Source organism: Oscillospiraceae bacterium MB24-C1 (assembly GCA_030913685.1).
Taxonomy (GTDB): Bacteria; Bacillota; Clostridia; order Oscillospirales; family Ruminococcaceae; genus Yanshouia.
On record CP133187.1, the window covers coordinates 2,050,001 to 2,068,542 of the forward strand.

The window sequence follows — 18,542 nt, forward strand, 5'->3', positions numbered from 1 at the left end:
CAAGGGTTTGGCTGTTCGCCAATTAAAGCGGTACGCGAGCTGGGTTCAGAACGTCGTGAGACAGTTCGGTCCCTATCTGTCGTGGGCGCAGGATATTTGAGAGGAGCTGTCCTTAGTACGAGAGGACCGGGATGGACGCACCTCTGGTGCACCAGTTGTCACGCCAGTGGCACAGCTGGGCAGCTATGTGCGGATCGGATAAACGCTGAAAGCATCTAAGCGTGAAGCCGTCCTCAAGATAAGATATCCCACTGCTATAAGCAGGTAAGACCCCCGGAAGACTACCGGGTTGATAGGCTCAAGGTGTAAGCACGGCGACGTGTTAAGCCAGCGAGTACTAATCGGTCGAGGGCTTGACCTTTAAGTGATCTTAATAGGTCTCGCATATTGCAGACATTTCATTGTTCAATTTTGAGTGTGCAGAACATTCTAAATAGTCTTGGGGCTATGCCGCAAGACACAGCCGGTGCCAATGACGATGAGGATCCACCCGTTCCCATTCCGAACACGGTCGTTAAGCTCATCAGTGCCGAAAATACTTGGATGGAGACGTCCTGGGAAGATAGGTCGGTGCCGGCACTTTTACGGACATCCCTGCAATAGCGGGGGTGTCTGTTTTTATTTACTTAATTGTTACATAAATGCCTTTTGTTAGCAGATTAATAATGCTATAATAATAGCAATTACATTTGGTGCATATGATCAAGATTTAGAAATATTGTCAAAGCTATTATAGAAAACATATCAGGAAGAGGGCATTACGGATGGATAAGTTTTGTATTGTTACCGAATCAACTGCTGATCTGACCCCGGCGCTAATTGATAGGTTCAATGTAACCGTAATACCGATGCGGTTTTCATTCGAAGATAAAGAATACTATAACTACCCTGACAATCGTGAGCTTTCTTCTGAAGCTTTCTACCAGATGCTTAGGGAGGGACATGTCTCTACGACTACGGCTATCAACATGAGTCAGTTTGAAGAGGCATTTGTACCCATTTTAGAACGCGGAGAAGATATTTTATATTTAGCTTTTTCCTCCGGTTTGAGCAGCACTTTTGGTACGGCTGTCATGGTTTTGGAACAGCTTCAGGAACGGTATCCCCTGCGCAAGATTGTTGTCATAGATACGCTGGCCGCCTCTATGGGCGAGGGCCTGTTGGTCTGCCTGGCAGCGATCAAAAAACAGGACGGCGCCAGTCTAAGTGAGGTTGCCGATTGGGTACGGGCAAACATCCTGAAGCTTTGTCACTGGTTTACGGTGGACGACTTGATGTATCTTTATCGTGGTGGTAGGGTGAACGCGCTTACCGCACATGTCGGGACAGCTTTTGGAATTAAGCCGATTCTGCATGTGGATAATGATGGGCATCTGATTCCTGCGGCAAAGGTGCGTGGGCGCAAGCAGTCTATTGAAGCACTCGCCGATAAAATTGGGGAGTTAGGGACTGAAATTTCGAAGCAAATGATTTTTATTGGGCATGCAGAGGCTGCCGATGCGGCACAGATGCTCGCGGATATGATCAATAAACGGTTTTCTCCAAAAGAAATACAGATCGCTTCCATCGGCCCCGTTGTGGGTAGCCATACCGGTCCGGGTCTGGTTTCGGTATTTTTCATGGGAACCGGCCGTTAGAGGACAAATATTTGAGTGCAGACAATTAAAGGGGGAGCAACATGGGCGATTTATTATCTTTAATTCGACAGCGGCAAAGTTGTCGAAATTTTGACCCTGGGCGGTTTGTTGAAAAGGAAAAGCTAATGGATATTCTTCAAGCGGCTGCGCTGTCACCTTCTGCCTGCAATAGTCAACCGTGGCGTTATATAGCAGTGGATGAACCACAACGGGTAGAACAGGTGGCACAATGCCTTCAAGACTCGGGGATGAATAAATTTGCCGGTAAAGCCACCGCTTTTGTTGTGGCAATTGAAGGAAAGCAAAATTTAACGGCCAAGGTTGGCGAATCTCTTAAAAATCAAAAATTTTCGGGCATTGATCTCGGCCTTTCGGTGGCGCATCTGGTTCTGGCTGCCGAGGCATTGGGGCTGTCCAGTTGTATATTGGGCTGGTTTAATGAGCGCAAGCTAAAAATGCTGCTTGGCATACCCAAAACCCGCCGCATTCGTCTAGTGGTAGCGCTGGGTTATGCAATGGCGGATGATGTATTGCGTGATAAGCAGCGCAAAAAATTTGATGAAGTGATAAGTTTTAATAAGTTTTAATTCCAGGTAAATAAATGATAGTATAAGAAGGATATTCCGATATAGAGGAATGATATAGACAGCTGCGAGAATGTTTTTCTTTGCCCTTATTTCGCACTTTGCTTACGCTATAATGTTCAATAAAAATTTCATTCCCTTTCAAGACAGCATATTTGACCAAACAAGCGTCATGTGGACCCTTGCGTGGGGATTAGTTGCCTTGACAATCCAACAAAGCAAAAAGTGGTTTTTCTATATGTATTATCCGGCGCACCTGACGATTTTAGGATTGGCTAGAGCTATGTTATATTCCTAATTTAAGTTATTCTCATAGTCTATAGGATTGAATATAGTAGAAACGTAAAATCAAAACCGTGTATTTACTGATGTAAATACACGGTTTTAAGATAGGGGGGTTAGTTGATGGCGTAAAGTCTTTTATAAGGGCTTTTAGCGTTAGGCGTTAGTACATAAAAGTGGTGGGGCAGTATTGCATCCATCGGGATATCAAAGCGCTCACAGTATTCGGTGATATAGGGCATGATCTCTTGCATATCCTTATCTGAAGCATCAGAAGCCAGCACTTGCGGGGGCAAGTTGGTCAGTGGCTGTGCAGAGCGGATAAATATTTTGCCGCCATGCATGCCGGTGCCGCAGAAATAACCAAAAGGAACACGTTCTTCACAGCCCAGACCCAACACAACAATATGTCCACCAGCTTGATATTCACCTAAAAAGCTACCCGCAGCTCCGCCGATGACCAGTAACGGGATTTTATTCTGATAAGCTTTCATGTGGATGCCGGCCCGGTAGCCCGCGTTGCCCTTGACAAAGATGGCACCGCCACGCATTGAATAACCGGTGGCATCGCCTGACGAGCCGTTGATGACAATGAGACCGTCGTTCATAGTATCACCGGTAGCATCCTGTGCGTTCCCGTTTACTATGATGGTGCCACCATCCAGATAAGCGCCCAACGCGTTACCCGGAACACCATTGATGTGGATTTTTTTGTCAGAAATACCTGCGCCGATAAAGCGTTGACCAAGACACCCCATTAGATTAATATCGCCTGTCGGCGCTCGGCGGATGGCCTGATTCAAAACCGTTTGGTTCATATTATACGCATCAATTTTCATAGCAGACTCCTCCGTTTCTTATTGGCCAGCGTGCTGTACGCCAAGAATTTTAAGCTCGGCGTCTGTCAGCCCAACGCCTCGGAGCATGAGGCGGTTACCGCGCAGCGCCTCGATAGAGTTGATACCCATGCCGCCCATCATTTCTTTGACTTCATGTGTCCAGCCTTCGATGAGATTGACCAATTGACGATGTGCTTCATTAGCATTTAAACGCTTGGTCAACTGAGGGGTCTGGGTACAAATTCCCCAATTGCAGCCGCCGGTGTGGCAGCCGTGGCACATGTGACAACCCATTGCAATCAGAGCGGCAGTGCCGATATAAACAGCGTCCGCACCAAGAGCGATAGCTTTGATGACGTCGGCGCTGTTGCGGATGGTGCCGCTGGCGACGACAGAAACCTCATTGCGGATACCCTCTTCACGCAGGCGTGAATCGACCACGGCGAGCGCAAGCTCAATCGGAATGCCGACGTTGTCGCGCGTCTGGGTGGGCGCGGCGCCAGTACCAGCGCGCAGACCGTCAATAGCGATAATGTCTGCGCCACTTCGCGCGATGCCGCTTGCGATAGAAGCCACGTTATGCACGGCGGCAATTTTGACAACAATCGGTTTTTTGTGAGCAGTAACCTCTTTTAGAGAGTAGACGAGCTGCCGCAGATCTTCAATGGAGTAGATATCGTGGTGCGGCGCGGGGGAAATGGCATCGCTACCTTCGGGAATCATGCGGGTTTTTGAGATATCCCCGATGTTTTTTGCGCCGGCCAGATGTCCGCCAATGCCCGGTTTTGCTCCCTGACCAATTTTAATTTCAATAGCTGCACCGGTTTCAAGATATTTGCGATGGACACCAAAACGACCGGAGGCCACCTGTACAATGGTGTGGTCACCATACTGGTACAGATCGTGATGTAGACCGCCTTCACCGGTGTTATAGTAAGTCCCCAGATCGGTTGAGGCTTTTGCCAGTGCCTCATGCGCCGGATAGCTAATCGCGCCATAACTCATGGCTGCAAACATAATCGGGGTGTTGAGCGTCAGGTGCGGGGGGAGAGTGTTGATTAGACGGCCGGAGGCATCCCGGCGGATGTTGACCGAGGTTTTGCCCAAATAGGTGCGGGTTTCCATCGGCTCTCGCAGCGGATCAATGGAAGGGTTGGTCACCTGAGCGGCATTGATGAGCAGTTTATCCCAATAAAGGGGATAGTTTTTGGTGGTGCCCATACCGGAGAGCAGTACGCCGCCGGTGGCTGCCTGCAGGTAGATTTCGCGCATGTTGTTGGCGCTCCAGTTGCTACTGATGTTGACAGCCTGTGTGTTACGGATGATTTTAATGGCTTTGGTGGGGCAGGTCGCCACACAACGATAGCAGTTGACACACTTGCTATTGTTTTCGGTAAGCGCTTTTTTATCGGCTGTGAACTGGTGCACACCGTAACTGCATTCATTGACGCATTTTCCGCACAGCGTGCAGCGACTTTCGCTGCGCACCACTTCAAAATTGGAAGCAAAGTCTAAAGCGTACATACGGATTCCTCCTTGCATCTGAAGATGACGGCCTCGCCGCCCTTTGGGGACCAGAACTTATCCAGCTCCGGCTCAATGGCGCGAATTGCGCACTCTTCGCTGGCGATATAAACGCGGCTGTTGCGCTCGCCTACGACCATTGAACGCAGCTTCAGGCGATCGTTCAATGCCATTAACCCGCCGTCAAATCCAACAAGTATAGAAAATGGGCCGGTCATCAGAAGACTGGCAAAGGTATTGCGAAGATAGGTCAGCTGTTGGCGTTCCGCCGGAGGTTTTGTGGCGATGGTATTCCAAAACGGCGCCGCAATGACGCTTGCCATTTCATTTAACGAAAGTTTTTTCCGCCGTACAAGGTAATCGATAATATAGGTGATAACCTCGGTGTCAGTGAGTAGCGTGCATTTATAACCGAACATTTCAATATATCGCCGGTTGGCATCGTAGGAGGAAATTTCTCCGTTATGTACGACAGAAAAGTTAAGTAGTGCAAAAGGGTGCGCGCCGCCCCACCAACCGGGTGTATTTGTGGGATAACGGCCGTGAGCCGTCCATGCATAGCCTTTATAGTCTTCAAGACGGTAAAATTCGCCTACGTCTTCGGGATATCCTACCGCTTTAAACACGCCCATATTTTTTCCGCTGGAGAAAACGTGGGCCCCTGGCATTGTCGTGTTGACTCGGGTGACACAGCGCATAACATATTCTTTTTCGTCAAGCTGACTATGATCAAGCTTATTTTCAAGCGGCCGCATAAAATAGCGCCAAATTAGGGGGGCATCGGTAATGCGAGGGTGCTTTCTCGTCGGAATCTTTGAGAGGTTTGCAATGTCAAAATGGCGTTCAAGGAATTTTTCACAGGTTTCTTTAGCGGTCTGATCCTCATAAAATACATGGAAGGCGTAGTGATGCTTGTACTGAGGGTAAATACCGTAGGCAGCGAAACCACCGCCTAGACCATTGGAACGGTCGTGCATTGTTGCGATAGATCGGATAATTTCATCACCAGAAATAGGCTTACCTTCCAGATCTATAACGCCTGAGATAGCGCAACCCGATGGAATTCTGACTTGTCCTTCTTTTTGCATGGGGGTTCCTCCTTTTCGAGTGGTCAGGCGGTGAAAAAATAAGAGAGGTGTCTCTAGAGGACACCTCTCTCGGTAATCGCCCTTAAATATGCAAGTAATTGTAATGCAACTTGCAATACTCGTCAAGCGATTCTGCAATTTTTATAAAACGTCCTGCAAAATCCCTCGGCTGCGCACAGTTGATTGTGCAACATTACGCAAATAAACATGGGTTATCTGCCGAGGGATGATCTAGTAATAAACGGTAAGAAAGGAAAATTTGCAGGAGCTATAAATAAACAATCATTTTTCAGCAGGCGGATCTTGCTGGGGATTTGGTTTAGCTGAAGAAATTTTATTTTTATTTTCATTCATTTTAAATTTAACACGGCGTGATGTTCTGAAGGAAATGAAAATAAATGAGCCGAGAACTGCAAGGCAAATCACAATTAATGGTAGGTCTTCAATCACGAAGAGCAGCAACGCTTCAAAGAACCAAGCCAGTTTTTCACCCGAACGCTTAAAAGAGGCGGAAATTTTATCACCTAAAGTTTTAGGCGCCGATTCTACCGGTTGATACTCAACCACCTCGCGCAGATCCAAATTTAAATAAGAATAGGCAACTTGACTATCCATCCGACGCATGGTCGCGGTTAGTGATTCTATCTGGTAGCGCACATCTGAAAGCGCCCGCTCCAGCGAAATGACATCCTCTAGCTTATCAGCCTTGGACAAAATGTCTAAAAGCCGCTCTTCCTGCAGCTTTAAGGAATTAAGATGCGCTTGTGTGTCAAAATATCTATCAGTTATGTCGTCGATATTCTCGCTCTTTGAGGTGACATTGCAGATGCCGCCGACAGCAGTCGTTACACTGTCGAGTTTATCGGCGGGAATTCTTGCTTGTATTGAAGCAGAACGCTCATAATACGAGCCGCGATGGGTCAAACTTTGACCATTGATGCTTTGATTTTCGATATAGCCGCCCTGCTCCGTAATAACGGTCAAAATCTGCTCAAATGCGGTATCAAATTCTTTTGATTCAAGCGAGAGGTGGCTATGCTTAACAATTTTGCGATCGGGCGTCATAACCTCGATATCGGTTTTATTCTGGTCGTCGGTGGAAATTTCGGCTGGTGCGTGCGCTACCATGCGTCCAGAGCCTTCAGCAATTGCAAGCTGCATATTCGAATGGCTTGCGGCAGAAGTTTCGCTGGGGGCCGCTTTATCATTTACACTTGTACTACTGCAGGCGGCGCATATTGCCAGTACTGCAAGAATTATAGCCAACGCTGATAAAATAGACTTTTTATACTGCATTAAAATGCCTCCTTTTAAATATTGTTTTCTGCTAATAAGGTACAGAAAATCTGGCAGATTATTGCATTGGCTAATTAGGTGCCATCAATTTTCTAAATATTTATAAAATATTAAAAAATATCATGGGCTGATGCTTGACATTTTTAAACCTGTCCAATATAATTGCAGTGATCGCAAAAAAAGAACAGATTGGTTAGACAGAGTCTTTCCACTCGCGAATGTTTTTGACCACTTCCATCGGGAAGGAATGGCCATACGGACAGCCGGGTCAAATGCCGAGCGGCAACTTCGTTGCCTTATTGATTGCGTTAGAAGCGCAAATTTTATAAGTTGGTTACTTAAAACCGATGTGTAAGCGGACACATAAAACTTGTGAAACGATCAATAAGAGTAGTAAAAGTAACTATTTGCTATATAGACTCTGACTGTTCTGGTTTTTAATGATGAGGGGCCTGTGCCTTTTCTAAGGTGATTAGGCAACACCTGTTCAAAAATAACAGATTTGAATCGAAGCACAAGTGTTTTGGCGAATTTCGCTGCACTTGTGCTTATTTTTGTTGATGGAGGAAAGCGCGAAAATGGATGAGAAAATGACGCTCTATGGTTTCAACAATCTGACAAAATCTTTGAGCTTTAATATCTATGATGTCTGCTATGCGAAAACTGCGCGGGAACAACAGGACTATATCGCCTATATCGACGAGCAGTACAATTCCGAGCGTCTGACCAATATATTAACCAACCTGACCGAGATGATCGGTGCGACGGTGCTTAATATCTCACGTCAGGACTACGAACCGCAAGGGGCAAGCGTGACGATTCTCATCGCCGAGGAATCAATGATTCCTAGTGGAGACACTATCGTAGGGCACCTTGATAAAAGTCATGTCACGGTGCACACCTACCCTGAGTATCACCCCGAGACGAGTATTGCCACCTTCCGCGTCGATATTGATGTGGCCACCTGTGGCGAGATTACACCTCTTTCAACGCTTGATTACCTCATCGACAGCTTCGATTCCGACATCATTACAATGGATTATCGCGTACGCGGCTTTACGCGCGACGTTACGGGCAAAAAACTTTTCATCGACCATGATATGGTTTCGATTCAGCGGTATATTGCACAGGAGACTCTGGATCACTATGACGCCATCGATATCAATGTTTACGAGTCAAATTTATTCCACACCAAGATGCTGATTAAAGAGCTGGATTTGAAGAACTACCTCTTCAAAACCGACGTGTACGAGCTGCCGCCCAAAGAGCGGCTGGCAATTACCAACAACCTGCGCCGCGAGATGATTGAAATTTTTAGCGGCAGGAATATTTATTGATGCTTTAAAAGGGGGAGCGGCATGCCACAACTTGATCAAACACGCGCACCGATCTATGAAGCGCTTGAGGAATTTAAAAAAATGCGGGTCGTCCCCTTTGACGTGCCGGGCCATAAGCGCGGCCGAGGGAACCCTGAACTTAGAAATTTTCTAGGTGAAAAATGTGTTGGCATCGACGTCAACTCGATGAAGCCGTTGGATAACCTTTGTCATCCGATTTCGGTGATAAAAGATGCTGAAGAACTGGCGGCCGAGGCGTTCGGCGCGGCTAACGCATTTTTCATGGTGAACGGCACCACCTCGTCTGTACAGACGATGGTGCTCTCCTGCTGCAAGCGGGGGGATAAAATCATCCTGCCGCGAAATGTACACCGCAGTGTTATCAACGCGCTGGTACTTTGCGGAGCGCACCCTGTCTACGTCAATCCCGAGGTGGACAAGCGTTTGGGAATCTCGTTGGGCATGTCGGTTGCACAGGTAGAAAAGGCAATCAAAGCCCACCCCGATGCGGTGGCGATTCTCGTTAACAACCCTACCTATTACGGTATTTGTTCAGATATCAAAAGCATTACGCGGTTGGCACATGCTAACGGCATGAAGGTACTGGCAGATGAGGCCCATGGCACCCATTTTTATTTCGGACGAAGGCTACCGGTGTGCGCTATGTCGGTGGGGGCTGATATGGCGGCGGTGAGTATGCATAAATCGGGTGGAAGCCTGACGCAAAGCTCGTTGTTGCTAACAGGCCCTGAGATGAACGCGGGCTATGTCAGCCAGATCATCAACCTAACCCAGACGACGAGCGGGTCCTATTTGTTGTTGTCAAGCCTCGATATCTCCCGCAGAAACCTAGCGCTGCGCGGCAAAGAGATTTTCCGCCATGTGCAGGATTTGACGCAGTATGCCCGTGAGGAGATCAACCGTATCGGCGGCTATTATGCCTACGCACAGGATCTGATCAACAACGACAGCATTTTCGATTTTGACAGTACAAAGTTATCGGTTTATACGTTGGATATTGGACTGGCTGGCATCGAGGTCTATGACCTTTTGCGCGATGAATACGACATTCAGGTCGAGTTTGGAGATCTGGGAAACATTTTGGCCTATGTCTCGGTCGGTGACCGTATGCAGGATATCGAACGGCTGGTCAGTGCGCTGGCCGAGATACGCCGCCGCTATCAGCGTGACCGAACCGGCCTCATGACGCAAGAATATCTGCCACCACAGGTTGAAGTCACCCCGCAGGATGCATTTTATGCCGAAAAAATGTCGCTGCCGCTGGATAAGGCCGAAGGCCATATTTGCAGTGAGTTTGTCATGTGCTACCCGCCCGGCATCCCGATTCTGGCCCCAGGTGAGCGAATCACCCGCGATATTTTGGATTATATTGCCTACGCTAAGGAAAAGGGCTGTTCGATGACCGGACCGGAGGATATAGAGATAGATTACCTCAATGTGCTGCGACGGGCAAAAAATTAATTTAGCAGAGTAATGATGAAGGAGACAGGCATGGAACTTTGGTTTACCGAACAGCACACCCCAAATGTGCGTTTATCTATTAAAACCGATCGGCAAATATACAGCGGCCAAAGCGATTTTCAGCGCATCGATATCTTTGAATCTGATGAATTCGGGCGGTTTCTTACCCTCGATGGCTATATGATGCTCACCGAAAAGGATGAGTTTGTCTACCACGACATGATTACCCATGTGCCGATGGCGGTGCATCCAAACGTTAAAAATGTATTGATTATCGGCGGGGGAGACGGTGGCGCTATCCGCGAGTTGGTGCGCTATCCTGAGGTGGAAAGTATTGATTTGGTCGAGATCGACGAGTTGGTGGTGGAGGTCTGCAAAAAGTATCTGCCCACGACTGCCTGCTGCTTTAGCGACCCGCGCGTGAGCACTTATTTTGAGGATGGGCTAAAATTCATCCGTTCCTGCGTCGAGGAATACGACCTGATTATTGTCGATTCTACCGACCCGTTTGGCCCGGGCGAAGGACTTTTCACCCGCGAGTTTTACGGCAATTGTTATAAAGCGCTGCGCGCCGACGGAATTCTGGTCAACCAGCATGAGAGCCCGTTTTACGACGGCGACGCCGCCGCCATGCAGCGCGCACACAAGCGCATTGCCGAAAGCTTTCCGATCAGTCGAGTGTATCAGGCGCATATTCCAACCTATCCGTCGGGGCACTGGCTGTTCGGCTTCGCTTCAAAAAAATATCACCCGATTAAAGATTTGGATGCTGTCAGATGGAATGTCCTTGGGCTGCGCACGCGTTATTACAACACCAAGCTGCACATCGGTGCATTTGCACTGCCCAACTATGTGGAGGAGATGCTGAGAAATGTTGAATAAAAACGTTGAGACCTTTTTAGGCTGCGACTGCGACTACAAGGACGCCGATATTGTTTTGTTTGGCGCACCGTTTGATTCTACCACCTCTTACCGACCGGGTGCGCGCTTTGGCAGTCGGGCGATTCGCGCAGAGTCCTACGGATTGGAAACTTACAGCCCCTATCAGGATAAGGATTTGGGTGATTATTACGTGTTTGACAGCGGTGAGCTGGAACTGTGCTTTGGTAGCTCAGAAGCGGCACTGGGTGTTGTTCAGCGGCGGACACAAACCATTCTGGAGGACGGCAAGCTGCCCGTCATGCTGGGCGGTGAGCACTCGCTGACACTCGGTGCTGTGCGGGCGCTGCTCGAAAAATATCCCGACCTTTGCATCATCCACTTTGATGCGCACACCGACCTGCGTGAGGATTATCTCGGTGCACCTCTCTCGCACGCCTCTGTGATTCGCCGCTGCTGGGAGCTGTTGGGAGATGGGCGAATTTGGCAGTTCGGCATCCGCTCAGGTGAGCGAGCTGAATTTGAGTGGGCAAAAACCCACACCGCTTTGCGCCCTTTCGACTTTGAAGGATTGGTGCAAGCGGTACAAGAAATTGATGGTAAACCGGTCTACTTTACGCTGGATTTGGACGTGCTCGACCCCGCCTTTTTCTGCGGTACCGGCACACCGGAGGCGGGCGGCGTTTCGTTCTTGGCGCTGCTAGAAGCTATTAAAACCGTCTGCACCGCAAACGTCGTCGGCTGCGATGTCATGGAGCTGGCTCCGACGCTTGATCAGTCGGGGGCCTCTACCGCATTGGCATGCAAGGTGGTACGCGAGCTGCTGTTGGCAATCAACCACTAATATAAAATAATATTAAATAAACGGAGGGTATAGATATGGGAAAAGCTCTTATCATCGGCTGCGGCGGCGTTGCTAGCGTTGCCATTCACAAATGTTGTCAGAACAGCGACGTTTTTGAGGAGATTTGTATCGCCAGCCGCACAAAATCGAAGTGTGACGAATTGAAAGAAAAGCTGACGCCAATTACTAAAACCAAAATCACAACGGCGCAGATTGACGCCAATGATGTGGACGCGCTTGTCTCGCTGATTGAGACGGTTAAGCCTGATGTGGTGCTGAATTTGGCACTGCCCTATCAGGATTTAACCATTATGGAAGCCTGCCTTGCCACTAAGACCAACTATGTGGATACCGCCAACTATGAGCCGGAGGACACCCCAAAGTTTGAGTATTCTTGGCAGTGGGCTTATCGCGAAAAATTTGAAAAAGCGGGCATTACCGCACTGCTTGGCAGTGGCTTTGACCCCGGCGTCACTGGCGTTTTTTCGGCCTATGCGCTCAAGCATCACTTTGACGAGATCAATTATATCGACATTCTCGATTGTAACGCGGGCGACCACGGGTATCCCTTTGCGACCAACTTTAACCCCGAGATCAACATCCGCGAGGTGTCGGCAAAGGGCAGCTATTGGGAGAATGGTGAATGGGTTGAGACCGAGCCGATGGAGATCAAGCGCGTATACAATTTCCCGGAAATTGGCGAGAAGGACATGTACCTTTTGCACCACGAAGAGCTAGAATCGTTGGCACTCAACATTCCGGGCATCAAGCGCATCCGTTTCTTTATGACCTTTGGTCAGAGCTATCTGACCCATCTGCGCTGCCTAGAGAATGTCGGCATGACCTCAATTGAGCCGATCGAGTTCGAGGGCAAAATGATTGTGCCGCTTCAGTTTTTAAAGGCTGTGTTGCCCGACCCTTCTTCGCTAGGCCCGCGTACAAAGGGCAAAACCAACATCGGCTGCATCTTTTACGGCAAAAAGGATGGTAAGAATAAGAGTTACTACCTCTACAACGTTTGCGACCACGAGGAATGCTACAAAGAAGTCGGTTCTCAGGCGGTTGCCTACACCACCGGCGTACCGGCGATGATCGGCGCAATGATGCTGATGAGCGGCAAATGGAATAAGCCCGGTGTGCATAACATTGAGGAGTTTGACCCGGATCCTTTCATGGATGCCCTGAATAAATACGGCCTGCCTTGGCAGGAAAGCTTTAACCCCACACCGGTGGACTGAGATGAAGCTTTCTGATTTACCAACCCCCTGTTTCGTGGTGGATGAGGCGCTACTGGAACAAAACCTGAAAATATTGCAGGGTGTTATGCAGCGCACCGGTTGCAAAATTCTGCTGGCGCAAAAGGCGTTTTCGCTCTATAAGCTCTACCCACTAATTGGGCAATATCTCAGCGGGACGGCGGCAAGCGGGCTGTATGAAGCGCGTCTGGGGTGCGAAGAGATGGGCAAGGAAAACCACGTATTTTCGCCCGCTTACCGTGAGGCCGAGCTTGTCGAGCTGACAAAGATCTGTGGTCATATTGTGTTTAATTCCTTCTCGCAGCTTGAGCGATTTGGTGCGCAGACCAAGGCGGCAGGCTGCGAAATAGGACTGCGTTTGAATCCCGAGTGTTCAACGCAGCAAGGCCACGCGGTTTATGACCCATGCTCTCCAAATTCGCGGCTGGGCGTAACAAGGGCAAATTTCCGCCCGGAGCTGCTCGATAGCGTTTCAGGCTTTCACTTTCATACGTTGTGCGAGCAGAATTCTGACGCGCTGCTGACCACCGTTACCGCTATTGAAGAACAATTCGGCGAATGGCTGCCGCAGATGAAGTGGTTAAACTTGGGCGGTGGGCACCACATCACTCGCCCAGATTATAATATCTCCGCGTTGGAACAGTGTATCAACCGGTTGCAAAATCAATATGATTTGCAGGTTTATCTCGAGCCGGGGGAGGCGGTTGCGCTTAATGCAGGCTTCTTGGTTACCTCGGTGCTTGATACGCTTAAAAACGGCATGGATATCGCAATATTAGACGTTTCTGCGGCCTGTCACATGCCAGATGTACTGGAAATGCCGTATCGCCCACCGCTTCAAGACTCCGGTTTGGCGGAGGAAAAGGCGTGCACTTATCGGTTGGGCGGCCCTACCTGCCTGGCAGGCGATATTATTGGCGATTACAGCTTTGATCAGCCCCTTAAAGCCGGTGACCGTCTGGTGTTTGGTGACATGGCGATCTACTCAATGGTCAAGACAAATACCTTCAACGGTATGCCACTGCCTGCCATTGCGCTGCGCGATCATGAGGGCGACTGCCGTATATTAAACCGATTTGGCTATATGGATTTTAAAGGCCGTCTGGCGTAAATTCCGGGAAATGGTTTGTGAAAAAGGCGACCGCTTTTAAAAAGCGGTCGCCTTTTAACGTTGTACCAATTGTTAATCGTTTATTATAGAATATAAGATATTGTATAACCAAGTTGCTTTGTTTTATCATGCGTAATATTGTTGGTAAATTTTTAGTTTGCTTTCAAGTAGACAACCGCACGTCAATCTGTTATACTAAGCCGCGAAAAGCTTTGAAAGGAGCAAATGTGATGGAAAAATTTATACCATATGAAAAGCTGTCCAAGAAACGCCAGCGTACATTGAATGCTGCGCGGCGCAAAAGCTGGGGCGCAATCAGCCCGGTAACGCGCAAACCTGAGAATCCCAAGGCTTATAACAGAAAAAAGACACGGAAGTGGGGCGATGAGCCAACCATGACCGTGTCTTTTTGATTGTCGTTAAATTAGCCGGACAGGCTTACAGCAAAGCAGTTATTCCCCGCACTCGCCAGCGTGCTGATGTTGATGGCAAACCGAGCCGGTCGATTTCAGATTTCCCTGTAAATAGCTGTTGACGGCGATTTCGGCATCGCCGGAAGCACCGACAATGACCTCTACGCCCTTTTCGTTAAAAATGTCGATTGCCCCCTGGCCCATACCTCCCGAAATGATTACCTTTACGCCCTTGTCATGCAGAAAGACAGGCAAAAATCCAGGACGGTGACCGGGGTTAGGCACAAATTGCCTACCCATGATGCGGCCGCTTTCGATTTCAAAAATGGTAAAGCCCTGACAATGGCCAAAATGTTCGGTGACAGATTTTTCTTCGGATGCAACTGCAATTTTCATAAATATCGCTCCTTTTAATTTATTAAAATCACTTAGAATCATTTTAAATAACGGTTGAAAAGAGTGTGCCAAATAGTGGAAATAGCGCAACCCGCCGGGCTGTTAGGGTAATGAGCAATGCTTTGGCAGCGATTGACGGCTTCAATAACCATGGGGTCATAAGGGATTTTGCCAACGACCGGTACCGACAGGTTGTCGCAACAGTCCTCGATTTCTGTCACGGTGGTAGGGTTGACGTCGTATTTGTTAACGCAAACGGCACAATCGACGCCGAAATGCTGCGCAGTTTCAATAATGCGCTTCATATCATGCAGGCCGGAAACAGTTGGCTCGGCGACGATGAGTACAAAATCTACGCCACTGATTGACGCAATGACGGGGCAGCCGATGCCCGGTGATCCGTCGATGATCGCAATATCGCCCTTAGCGCGATCATTTAGCTGACACTTGACAGCGGTTACCAGCTTGCCGGAGGCACCGCTCCCCATATTGAGGGTGGCTGTAGAAAAAATACACTCCTCATCCTGATAAAGCAGCAGGTCACCCGAAATGTGAGGCTGCATCGTAATGGCGTGCGCCGGACAAATTTCGGCGCAGACGCCGCAGCCCTCGCACTCGAATTCGCTTACCATAAAATTTTGTATGGCGCCAAAGCTGCAGTGGGTTTGACAAAGCCCGCAGTGGGTGCAGCACTCTTGGTCGATAACTGCCTTTTCAAAACCATAATAATCCGTTTTATTGGGGGATGGCAGATCCGGCATCACCAGATGAAGGTTGGGTGCATCCACGTCGCAGTCAGCAAAAGTATCGCTTTGACAGAGCGCGATAAAAGTGCTTGCGACGGTGGTTTTTCCGGTACCGCCTTTGCCGCTTAAAATCAAAAGTTGTTTCAAAACGGCACCTCCCCTTGAATCCGGCGCAGTAAATTTCCGAACAAGTTAAAAAAAGCTTTGCTTTCGCGCGTCGCGACGAGGCCATCGGCGTTTATTTGACCCAACTCGGGGTCATAGGGGATTTTAGCGAGAATATTAAGGCCCTTTTCACTGCAAAACTGCGCGGAGGGGTTTTCTCCGGGCAGGCATTTGTTGAGTACCACACCAAATGGCTTCTTAAACAACGTCACCAGCTCGTAGACCATCTTAAGGTTGTGTGCGCCAAACAGCGTTGGTTCAGCAACAAGCAGGCAAAAATCCGCTTTACGAATGCTTTCCATCACCGAACAGGCACTGCCGGGGGGGCAGTCAATCACCGTCAGGCCCTGATCAGGCATGAGAGCCATCAATTCCTTGATAATGGGTACGCCGGACACTTCGCCGGTGTTCAGCCGCCCGGTAAGCGCGGTAACACCACCCGACATCCCCGACTCAATGACACCAATCGGCCGCGGCATCTTACACAGCGCCTTTTCAGGGCAGAGCAAAATGCAGCCCTGACAGGAATGACAAACCTCATAAAAGATCAGCAGCTTTTCTTTGAGCAGTGCAAGGGCATTATAGCGGCAAAAGTCAACGCATCTACGGCAGGCGGTACATTTGGACGAATCCACCTGCGGGACTATAACCGAAACAGGCTGAGTTTTTAAATTTTGCGGTTTTAGAAACAAATGCCCATTGGGTGCTTCTACGTCACAATCGATATAGGTTGCCTTCTCGGCGGCGCAGGCCAGATTGACCGAAACAAGCGTTTTTCCTGTCCCACCCTTACCGCTGAGGACGGCTATCCTCATTTGCTGCCACCCCCGTGATGGTGGAACCCGGTGTGAATCTCTTCAAGAAGGGGGAGCCGATTGTCTTGAAGCGCTTTGATGTTGTCGTTGAGACTGCCGGCCTGCGCTTTATAAAGCATAATGCCTGCGGCGGTCAACACCTGTGCCGCGTTTTCGCCGCAGCGAAAGGTGATCAGTGCGTTTGCGCTGCCGTCAGCTAAAAACTGTGCAGCTTTAATTCCGGCGCCACCCTGACTTGTCACGGCGGGGTTTTCTAAAAATCGGCAGTCGCCGCTTTGGGTGTCAGCGCAGGCAAACAACGGGGCTCGTCCAAATGATGGACATACTGCTGCGTCGAGCGATTTTTCTTCGACAGGTAAAAAAATGGTCATAACACACGCTCCATTTCGTTTGATAAAACAAATCGGTACACAAGCCCACGATAAAAAACTTATGAGCTTATGCTCATAACTAGATTGTAATACCATTATAAGCATATGTCAATAACTATATGAACCAAGCTTTAAAAAATCTTTAAGTGGTTTTAATACCAGGGGTATATTATTATACTTTAAAAACAGATTATCGCCGGTCTCGGCGAATAGCAGCTATCCGCACGAGACCGGCGATAAATCATTTAAAAATTTTGGCCATTATGCCGCCAGCAATTACCGCGGCCTAGCTTTCCTCGACAGGAATGCTGGCAGGTAATTTTTTTTGAGGCACAAACGGGGCAGGAAAAATTACCACCGTTGATAGCCTCGAGATTTTCAAAACTTTCGGACCAGACATTACCGCATTCCAGACAATGGACGGGGCAGATGTTCTTAGTGAAATTTCCGCCCTCAATATGAATGGTTTTACCGTTGACAAGGCTATCGGCAATCTTTTCCCGTGCGGAAAGGAGAATGCGCTGAAATGTCGGACGAGAAACGGCCATGCGTTCGGCACACTCGCCCTGCTCTAAGCCTTCAAGGTCCTTTAAGCGGACTGCTTCCAGTTCCTCGAGCTTGAGGATATTTTCAGCAACCTGTTCAAGCCCTTCTTCAGCGGGCACAAAGAAAGCAATGGCAGGGATGTGTTCAATCTTTCTCCATTTTGTCGGTCTGGCCATGATATCACTCCGTTTTCGATATTGGCGGCTAAGCAATAAATTTAATTTAGGCTCAGGCGGCAATAGTATTATACTTTATCCTTCATTTTAAATGTGTTTCAGACGGGTGTCAACCGGTGGGGCAACACACCCGTCTTTCACAGTCTGGTAAGCGTTGGCAGCCAATAGCTCAATCATCCTTGCCTAAAGTTGCCAGGTGGTCTTTGACTTGTGTCAGCTGTTTCTCCAAAATAGCGGCCCGCTTGTTTAAATAAGCCTTTTGGTCAAGTACCGCATCACCTGCTAGAAAGGGGATGTCATTGTTGCAGCGCAACCACCCCGGTAGTCGGGGCGTATAAAATGCTCGCCGGTATCCACACCCTCGGCCGCACCGCATTGCGGGCCGCCCAAAGGAATTTACAGCCCGTGCTGAAAAATCGGTGCACGGGCCTGCTCTGCGCCCTGTCATTGGACCATTGCCCAGGGGGCCTGTTCTGTCTCTTGCTGGCATTATAACTACTCCCTTCAAATTGTTTTTTATGCCGAATGCTTTTACTTACTCTGTTCGGCACTCAAAAAGTTATTAGCATATGCCCAAAATCATCATAGCGGAATTATGAGCATATGTCAATAATTTTCTCGCTGTAGTTAATGGATTACAAAAAAGGGCTTATTCGCAAAACACGAATAAGCCAAAGCTATTGAAACCGTCCTAAAATAGAATGGGTGTGTCTATAACACTAGGTAATAAATCCTGAAAAAAAGAAGCAACCGTA

The 18,542-nt window shown here is 48.6% G+C and carries 18 protein-coding genes and 2 rRNA genes (1 of these 20 cut by a window edge); 11 read left to right on the top strand and 9 right to left on the bottom strand.

Annotated elements, in window-relative coordinates; translation table 11 throughout:
• From RBH76_09825 to RBH76_09840, 4 genes are all read left to right on the top strand, one after another.
• A 23S ribosomal RNA gene (locus tag RBH76_09825) occupies positions 1–361 on the top strand (it extends 2,471 nt beyond the left edge of the window).
• Between the two features lie 101 nt (positions 362–462).
• A 5S ribosomal RNA gene (rrf, locus tag RBH76_09830) occupies positions 463–579 on the top strand.
• 185 nt (positions 580–764) lie between these two features.
• Positions 765–1,637 carry a DegV family protein gene (locus RBH76_09835; protein WMJ83023.1) on the top strand — a complete coding sequence of 291 codons (873 nt, stop codon included), beginning with the start codon at positions 765–767 and terminating at the stop codon, positions 1,635–1,637.
• A 41-nt stretch (positions 1,638–1,678) separates the two neighbouring features.
• Positions 1,679–2,224, top strand: a complete 546-nt coding sequence (locus RBH76_09840; GenBank protein WMJ83024.1) for a nitroreductase family protein — start codon at positions 1,679–1,681, stop codon at positions 2,222–2,224.
• A gap of 395 nt (positions 2,225–2,619) precedes the next feature.
• Here the strand turns inward: RBH76_09840 and RBH76_09845 are convergent, their stop codons facing one another.
• The 4 genes from RBH76_09845 to RBH76_09860 form a co-directional block, all read right to left on the bottom strand.
• Entirely contained in the window at positions 2,620–3,342 is a 723-nt protein-coding gene (locus RBH76_09845; protein WMJ83025.1) for a glutamate synthase, read from the bottom strand.
• Positions 3,343–3,360: 18 nt separating this feature from the next.
• Positions 3,361–4,866, bottom strand: coding sequence for a glutamate synthase-related protein (locus RBH76_09850; GenBank protein ID WMJ83026.1), 1,506 nt, complete (start codon positions 4,864–4,866; stop codon positions 3,361–3,363).
• Positions 4,854–5,954 carry a hypothetical protein gene (locus tag RBH76_09855; GenBank protein ID WMJ83027.1) on the bottom strand — a complete coding sequence of 367 codons (1,101 nt, stop codon included), beginning with the start codon at positions 5,952–5,954 and terminating at the stop codon, positions 4,854–4,856. Before RBH76_09855 ends, RBH76_09850 begins: the two co-directional genes overlap by 13 nt.
• A gap of 282 nt (positions 5,955–6,236) precedes the next feature.
• Complete coding sequence (locus RBH76_09860) at positions 6,237–7,250, bottom strand: DUF4349 domain-containing protein (protein WMJ83028.1); 1,014 nt, start codon at positions 7,248–7,250, stop codon at positions 6,237–6,239.
• Between the two features lie 578 nt (positions 7,251–7,828).
• Here RBH76_09860 and speD point away from each other — a divergent pair.
• The 7 genes from speD to RBH76_09895 all read left to right on the top strand — a co-directional run bounded on the left by speD (position 7,829) and on the right by RBH76_09895 (position 14,572).
• Positions 7,829–8,587: an adenosylmethionine decarboxylase gene (speD, locus tag RBH76_09865; GenBank protein WMJ83029.1), complete on the top strand. Its 759-nt coding sequence runs from the start codon at positions 7,829–7,831 to the stop codon at positions 8,585–8,587.
• 21 nt (positions 8,588–8,608) lie between these two features.
• Positions 8,609–10,069, top strand: a complete 1,461-nt coding sequence (locus RBH76_09870) for an aminotransferase class V-fold PLP-dependent enzyme (protein WMJ83030.1) — start codon at positions 8,609–8,611, stop codon at positions 10,067–10,069.
• A gap of 30 nt (positions 10,070–10,099) precedes the next feature.
• The gene (gene speE / locus RBH76_09875; GenBank protein WMJ83031.1) at positions 10,100–10,951 is read left to right on the top strand and encodes a polyamine aminopropyltransferase; all 852 of its coding nucleotides are present in this window, start codon (positions 10,100–10,102) and stop codon (positions 10,949–10,951) included.
• The gene (speB, locus tag RBH76_09880; GenBank protein ID WMJ83032.1) at positions 10,941–11,792 is read left to right on the top strand and encodes an agmatinase; all 852 of its coding nucleotides are present in this window, start codon (positions 10,941–10,943) and stop codon (positions 11,790–11,792) included. The genes speE and speB overlap by 11 nt, the downstream gene beginning before the upstream one ends.
• Positions 11,793–11,827: 35 nt before the next feature.
• Positions 11,828–13,030: a saccharopine dehydrogenase family protein gene (locus RBH76_09885; GenBank protein ID WMJ83033.1), complete on the top strand. Its 1,203-nt coding sequence runs from the start codon at positions 11,828–11,830 to the stop codon at positions 13,028–13,030.
• Position 13,031: 1 nt separating this feature from the next.
• Positions 13,032–14,159: a carboxynorspermidine decarboxylase gene (gene nspC / locus RBH76_09890; protein WMJ83034.1), complete on the top strand. Its 1,128-nt coding sequence runs from the start codon at positions 13,032–13,034 to the stop codon at positions 14,157–14,159.
• A gap of 230 nt (positions 14,160–14,389) precedes the next feature.
• A complete protein-coding gene (locus tag RBH76_09895) occupies positions 14,390–14,572 on the top strand; it encodes a hypothetical protein (protein WMJ83035.1) in 183 nt (60 codons plus the stop codon).
• A gap of 39 nt (positions 14,573–14,611) precedes the next feature.
• On the opposite strand, the gene RBH76_09900 is transcribed toward RBH76_09895, so the two are convergent.
• The 5 genes from RBH76_09900 to RBH76_09920 form a co-directional block, all read right to left on the bottom strand.
• A complete protein-coding gene (locus tag RBH76_09900; GenBank protein WMJ83036.1) occupies positions 14,612–14,968 on the bottom strand; it encodes a NifB/NifX family molybdenum-iron cluster-binding protein in 357 nt (118 codons plus the stop codon).
• A gap of 38 nt (positions 14,969–15,006) precedes the next feature.
• Complete coding sequence (locus RBH76_09905) at positions 15,007–15,861, bottom strand: ATP-binding protein (protein ID WMJ83037.1); 855 nt, start codon at positions 15,859–15,861, stop codon at positions 15,007–15,009.
• The gene (locus tag RBH76_09910) at positions 15,858–16,694 is read right to left on the bottom strand and encodes an ATP-binding protein (protein WMJ83038.1); all 837 of its coding nucleotides are present in this window, start codon (positions 16,692–16,694) and stop codon (positions 15,858–15,860) included. Before RBH76_09910 ends, RBH76_09905 begins: the two co-directional genes overlap by 4 nt.
• On the bottom strand, positions 16,691–17,065 hold the full coding sequence (locus RBH76_09915) for a NifB/NifX family molybdenum-iron cluster-binding protein (GenBank protein WMJ83039.1): 375 nt from the start codon (positions 17,063–17,065) through the stop codon (positions 16,691–16,693). Before RBH76_09915 ends, RBH76_09910 begins: the two co-directional genes overlap by 4 nt.
• 245 nt (positions 17,066–17,310) lie before the next feature.
• A complete protein-coding gene (locus tag RBH76_09920; GenBank protein WMJ83040.1) occupies positions 17,311–17,787 on the bottom strand; it encodes a DUF134 domain-containing protein in 477 nt (158 codons plus the stop codon).
• Between the last annotated feature and the right edge of the window lie 755 nt (positions 17,788–18,542).

Coding starts and splice junctions, on each gene's coding strand:
- RBH76_09885 (WMJ83033.1), top strand. CDS start 11,828: ATGGGAAAAGCTCTTATCATCGGCTGCGGCGGCGTTGCTAGCGTTGCC.
- speE (WMJ83031.1), top strand. CDS start 10,100: ATGGAACTTTGGTTTACCGAACAGCACACCCCAAATGTGCGTTTATCT.
- RBH76_09915 (WMJ83039.1), bottom strand. CDS start 17,065: ATGACCATTTTTTTACCTGTCGAAGAAAAATCGCTCGACGCAGCAGTA.
- RBH76_09895 (WMJ83035.1), top strand. CDS start 14,390: ATGGAAAAATTTATACCATATGAAAAGCTGTCCAAGAAACGCCAGCGT.
- RBH76_09870 (WMJ83030.1), top strand. CDS start 8,609: ATGCCACAACTTGATCAAACACGCGCACCGATCTATGAAGCGCTTGAG.
- speD (WMJ83029.1), top strand. CDS start 7,829: ATGGATGAGAAAATGACGCTCTATGGTTTCAACAATCTGACAAAATCT.
- RBH76_09860 (WMJ83028.1), bottom strand. CDS start 7,250: ATGCAGTATAAAAAGTCTATTTTATCAGCGTTGGCTATAATTCTTGCA.
- RBH76_09855 (WMJ83027.1), bottom strand. CDS start 5,954: ATGCAAAAAGAAGGACAAGTCAGAATTCCATCGGGTTGCGCTATCTCA.
- RBH76_09850 (WMJ83026.1), bottom strand. CDS start 4,866: ATGTACGCTTTAGACTTTGCTTCCAATTTTGAAGTGGTGCGCAGCGAA.
- RBH76_09900 (WMJ83036.1), bottom strand. CDS start 14,968: ATGAAAATTGCAGTTGCATCCGAAGAAAAATCTGTCACCGAACATTTT.
- speB (WMJ83032.1), top strand. CDS start 10,941: ATGTTGAATAAAAACGTTGAGACCTTTTTAGGCTGCGACTGCGACTAC.
- RBH76_09835 (WMJ83023.1), top strand. CDS start 765: ATGGATAAGTTTTGTATTGTTACCGAATCAACTGCTGATCTGACCCCG.
- RBH76_09840 (WMJ83024.1), top strand. CDS start 1,679: ATGGGCGATTTATTATCTTTAATTCGACAGCGGCAAAGTTGTCGAAAT.
- nspC (WMJ83034.1), top strand. CDS start 13,032: ATGAAGCTTTCTGATTTACCAACCCCCTGTTTCGTGGTGGATGAGGCG.
- RBH76_09920 (WMJ83040.1), bottom strand. CDS start 17,787: ATGGCCAGACCGACAAAATGGAGAAAGATTGAACACATCCCTGCCATT.
- RBH76_09910 (WMJ83038.1), bottom strand. CDS start 16,694: ATGAGGATAGCCGTCCTCAGCGGTAAGGGTGGGACAGGAAAAACGCTT.
- RBH76_09845 (WMJ83025.1), bottom strand. CDS start 3,342: ATGAAAATTGATGCGTATAATATGAACCAAACGGTTTTGAATCAGGCC.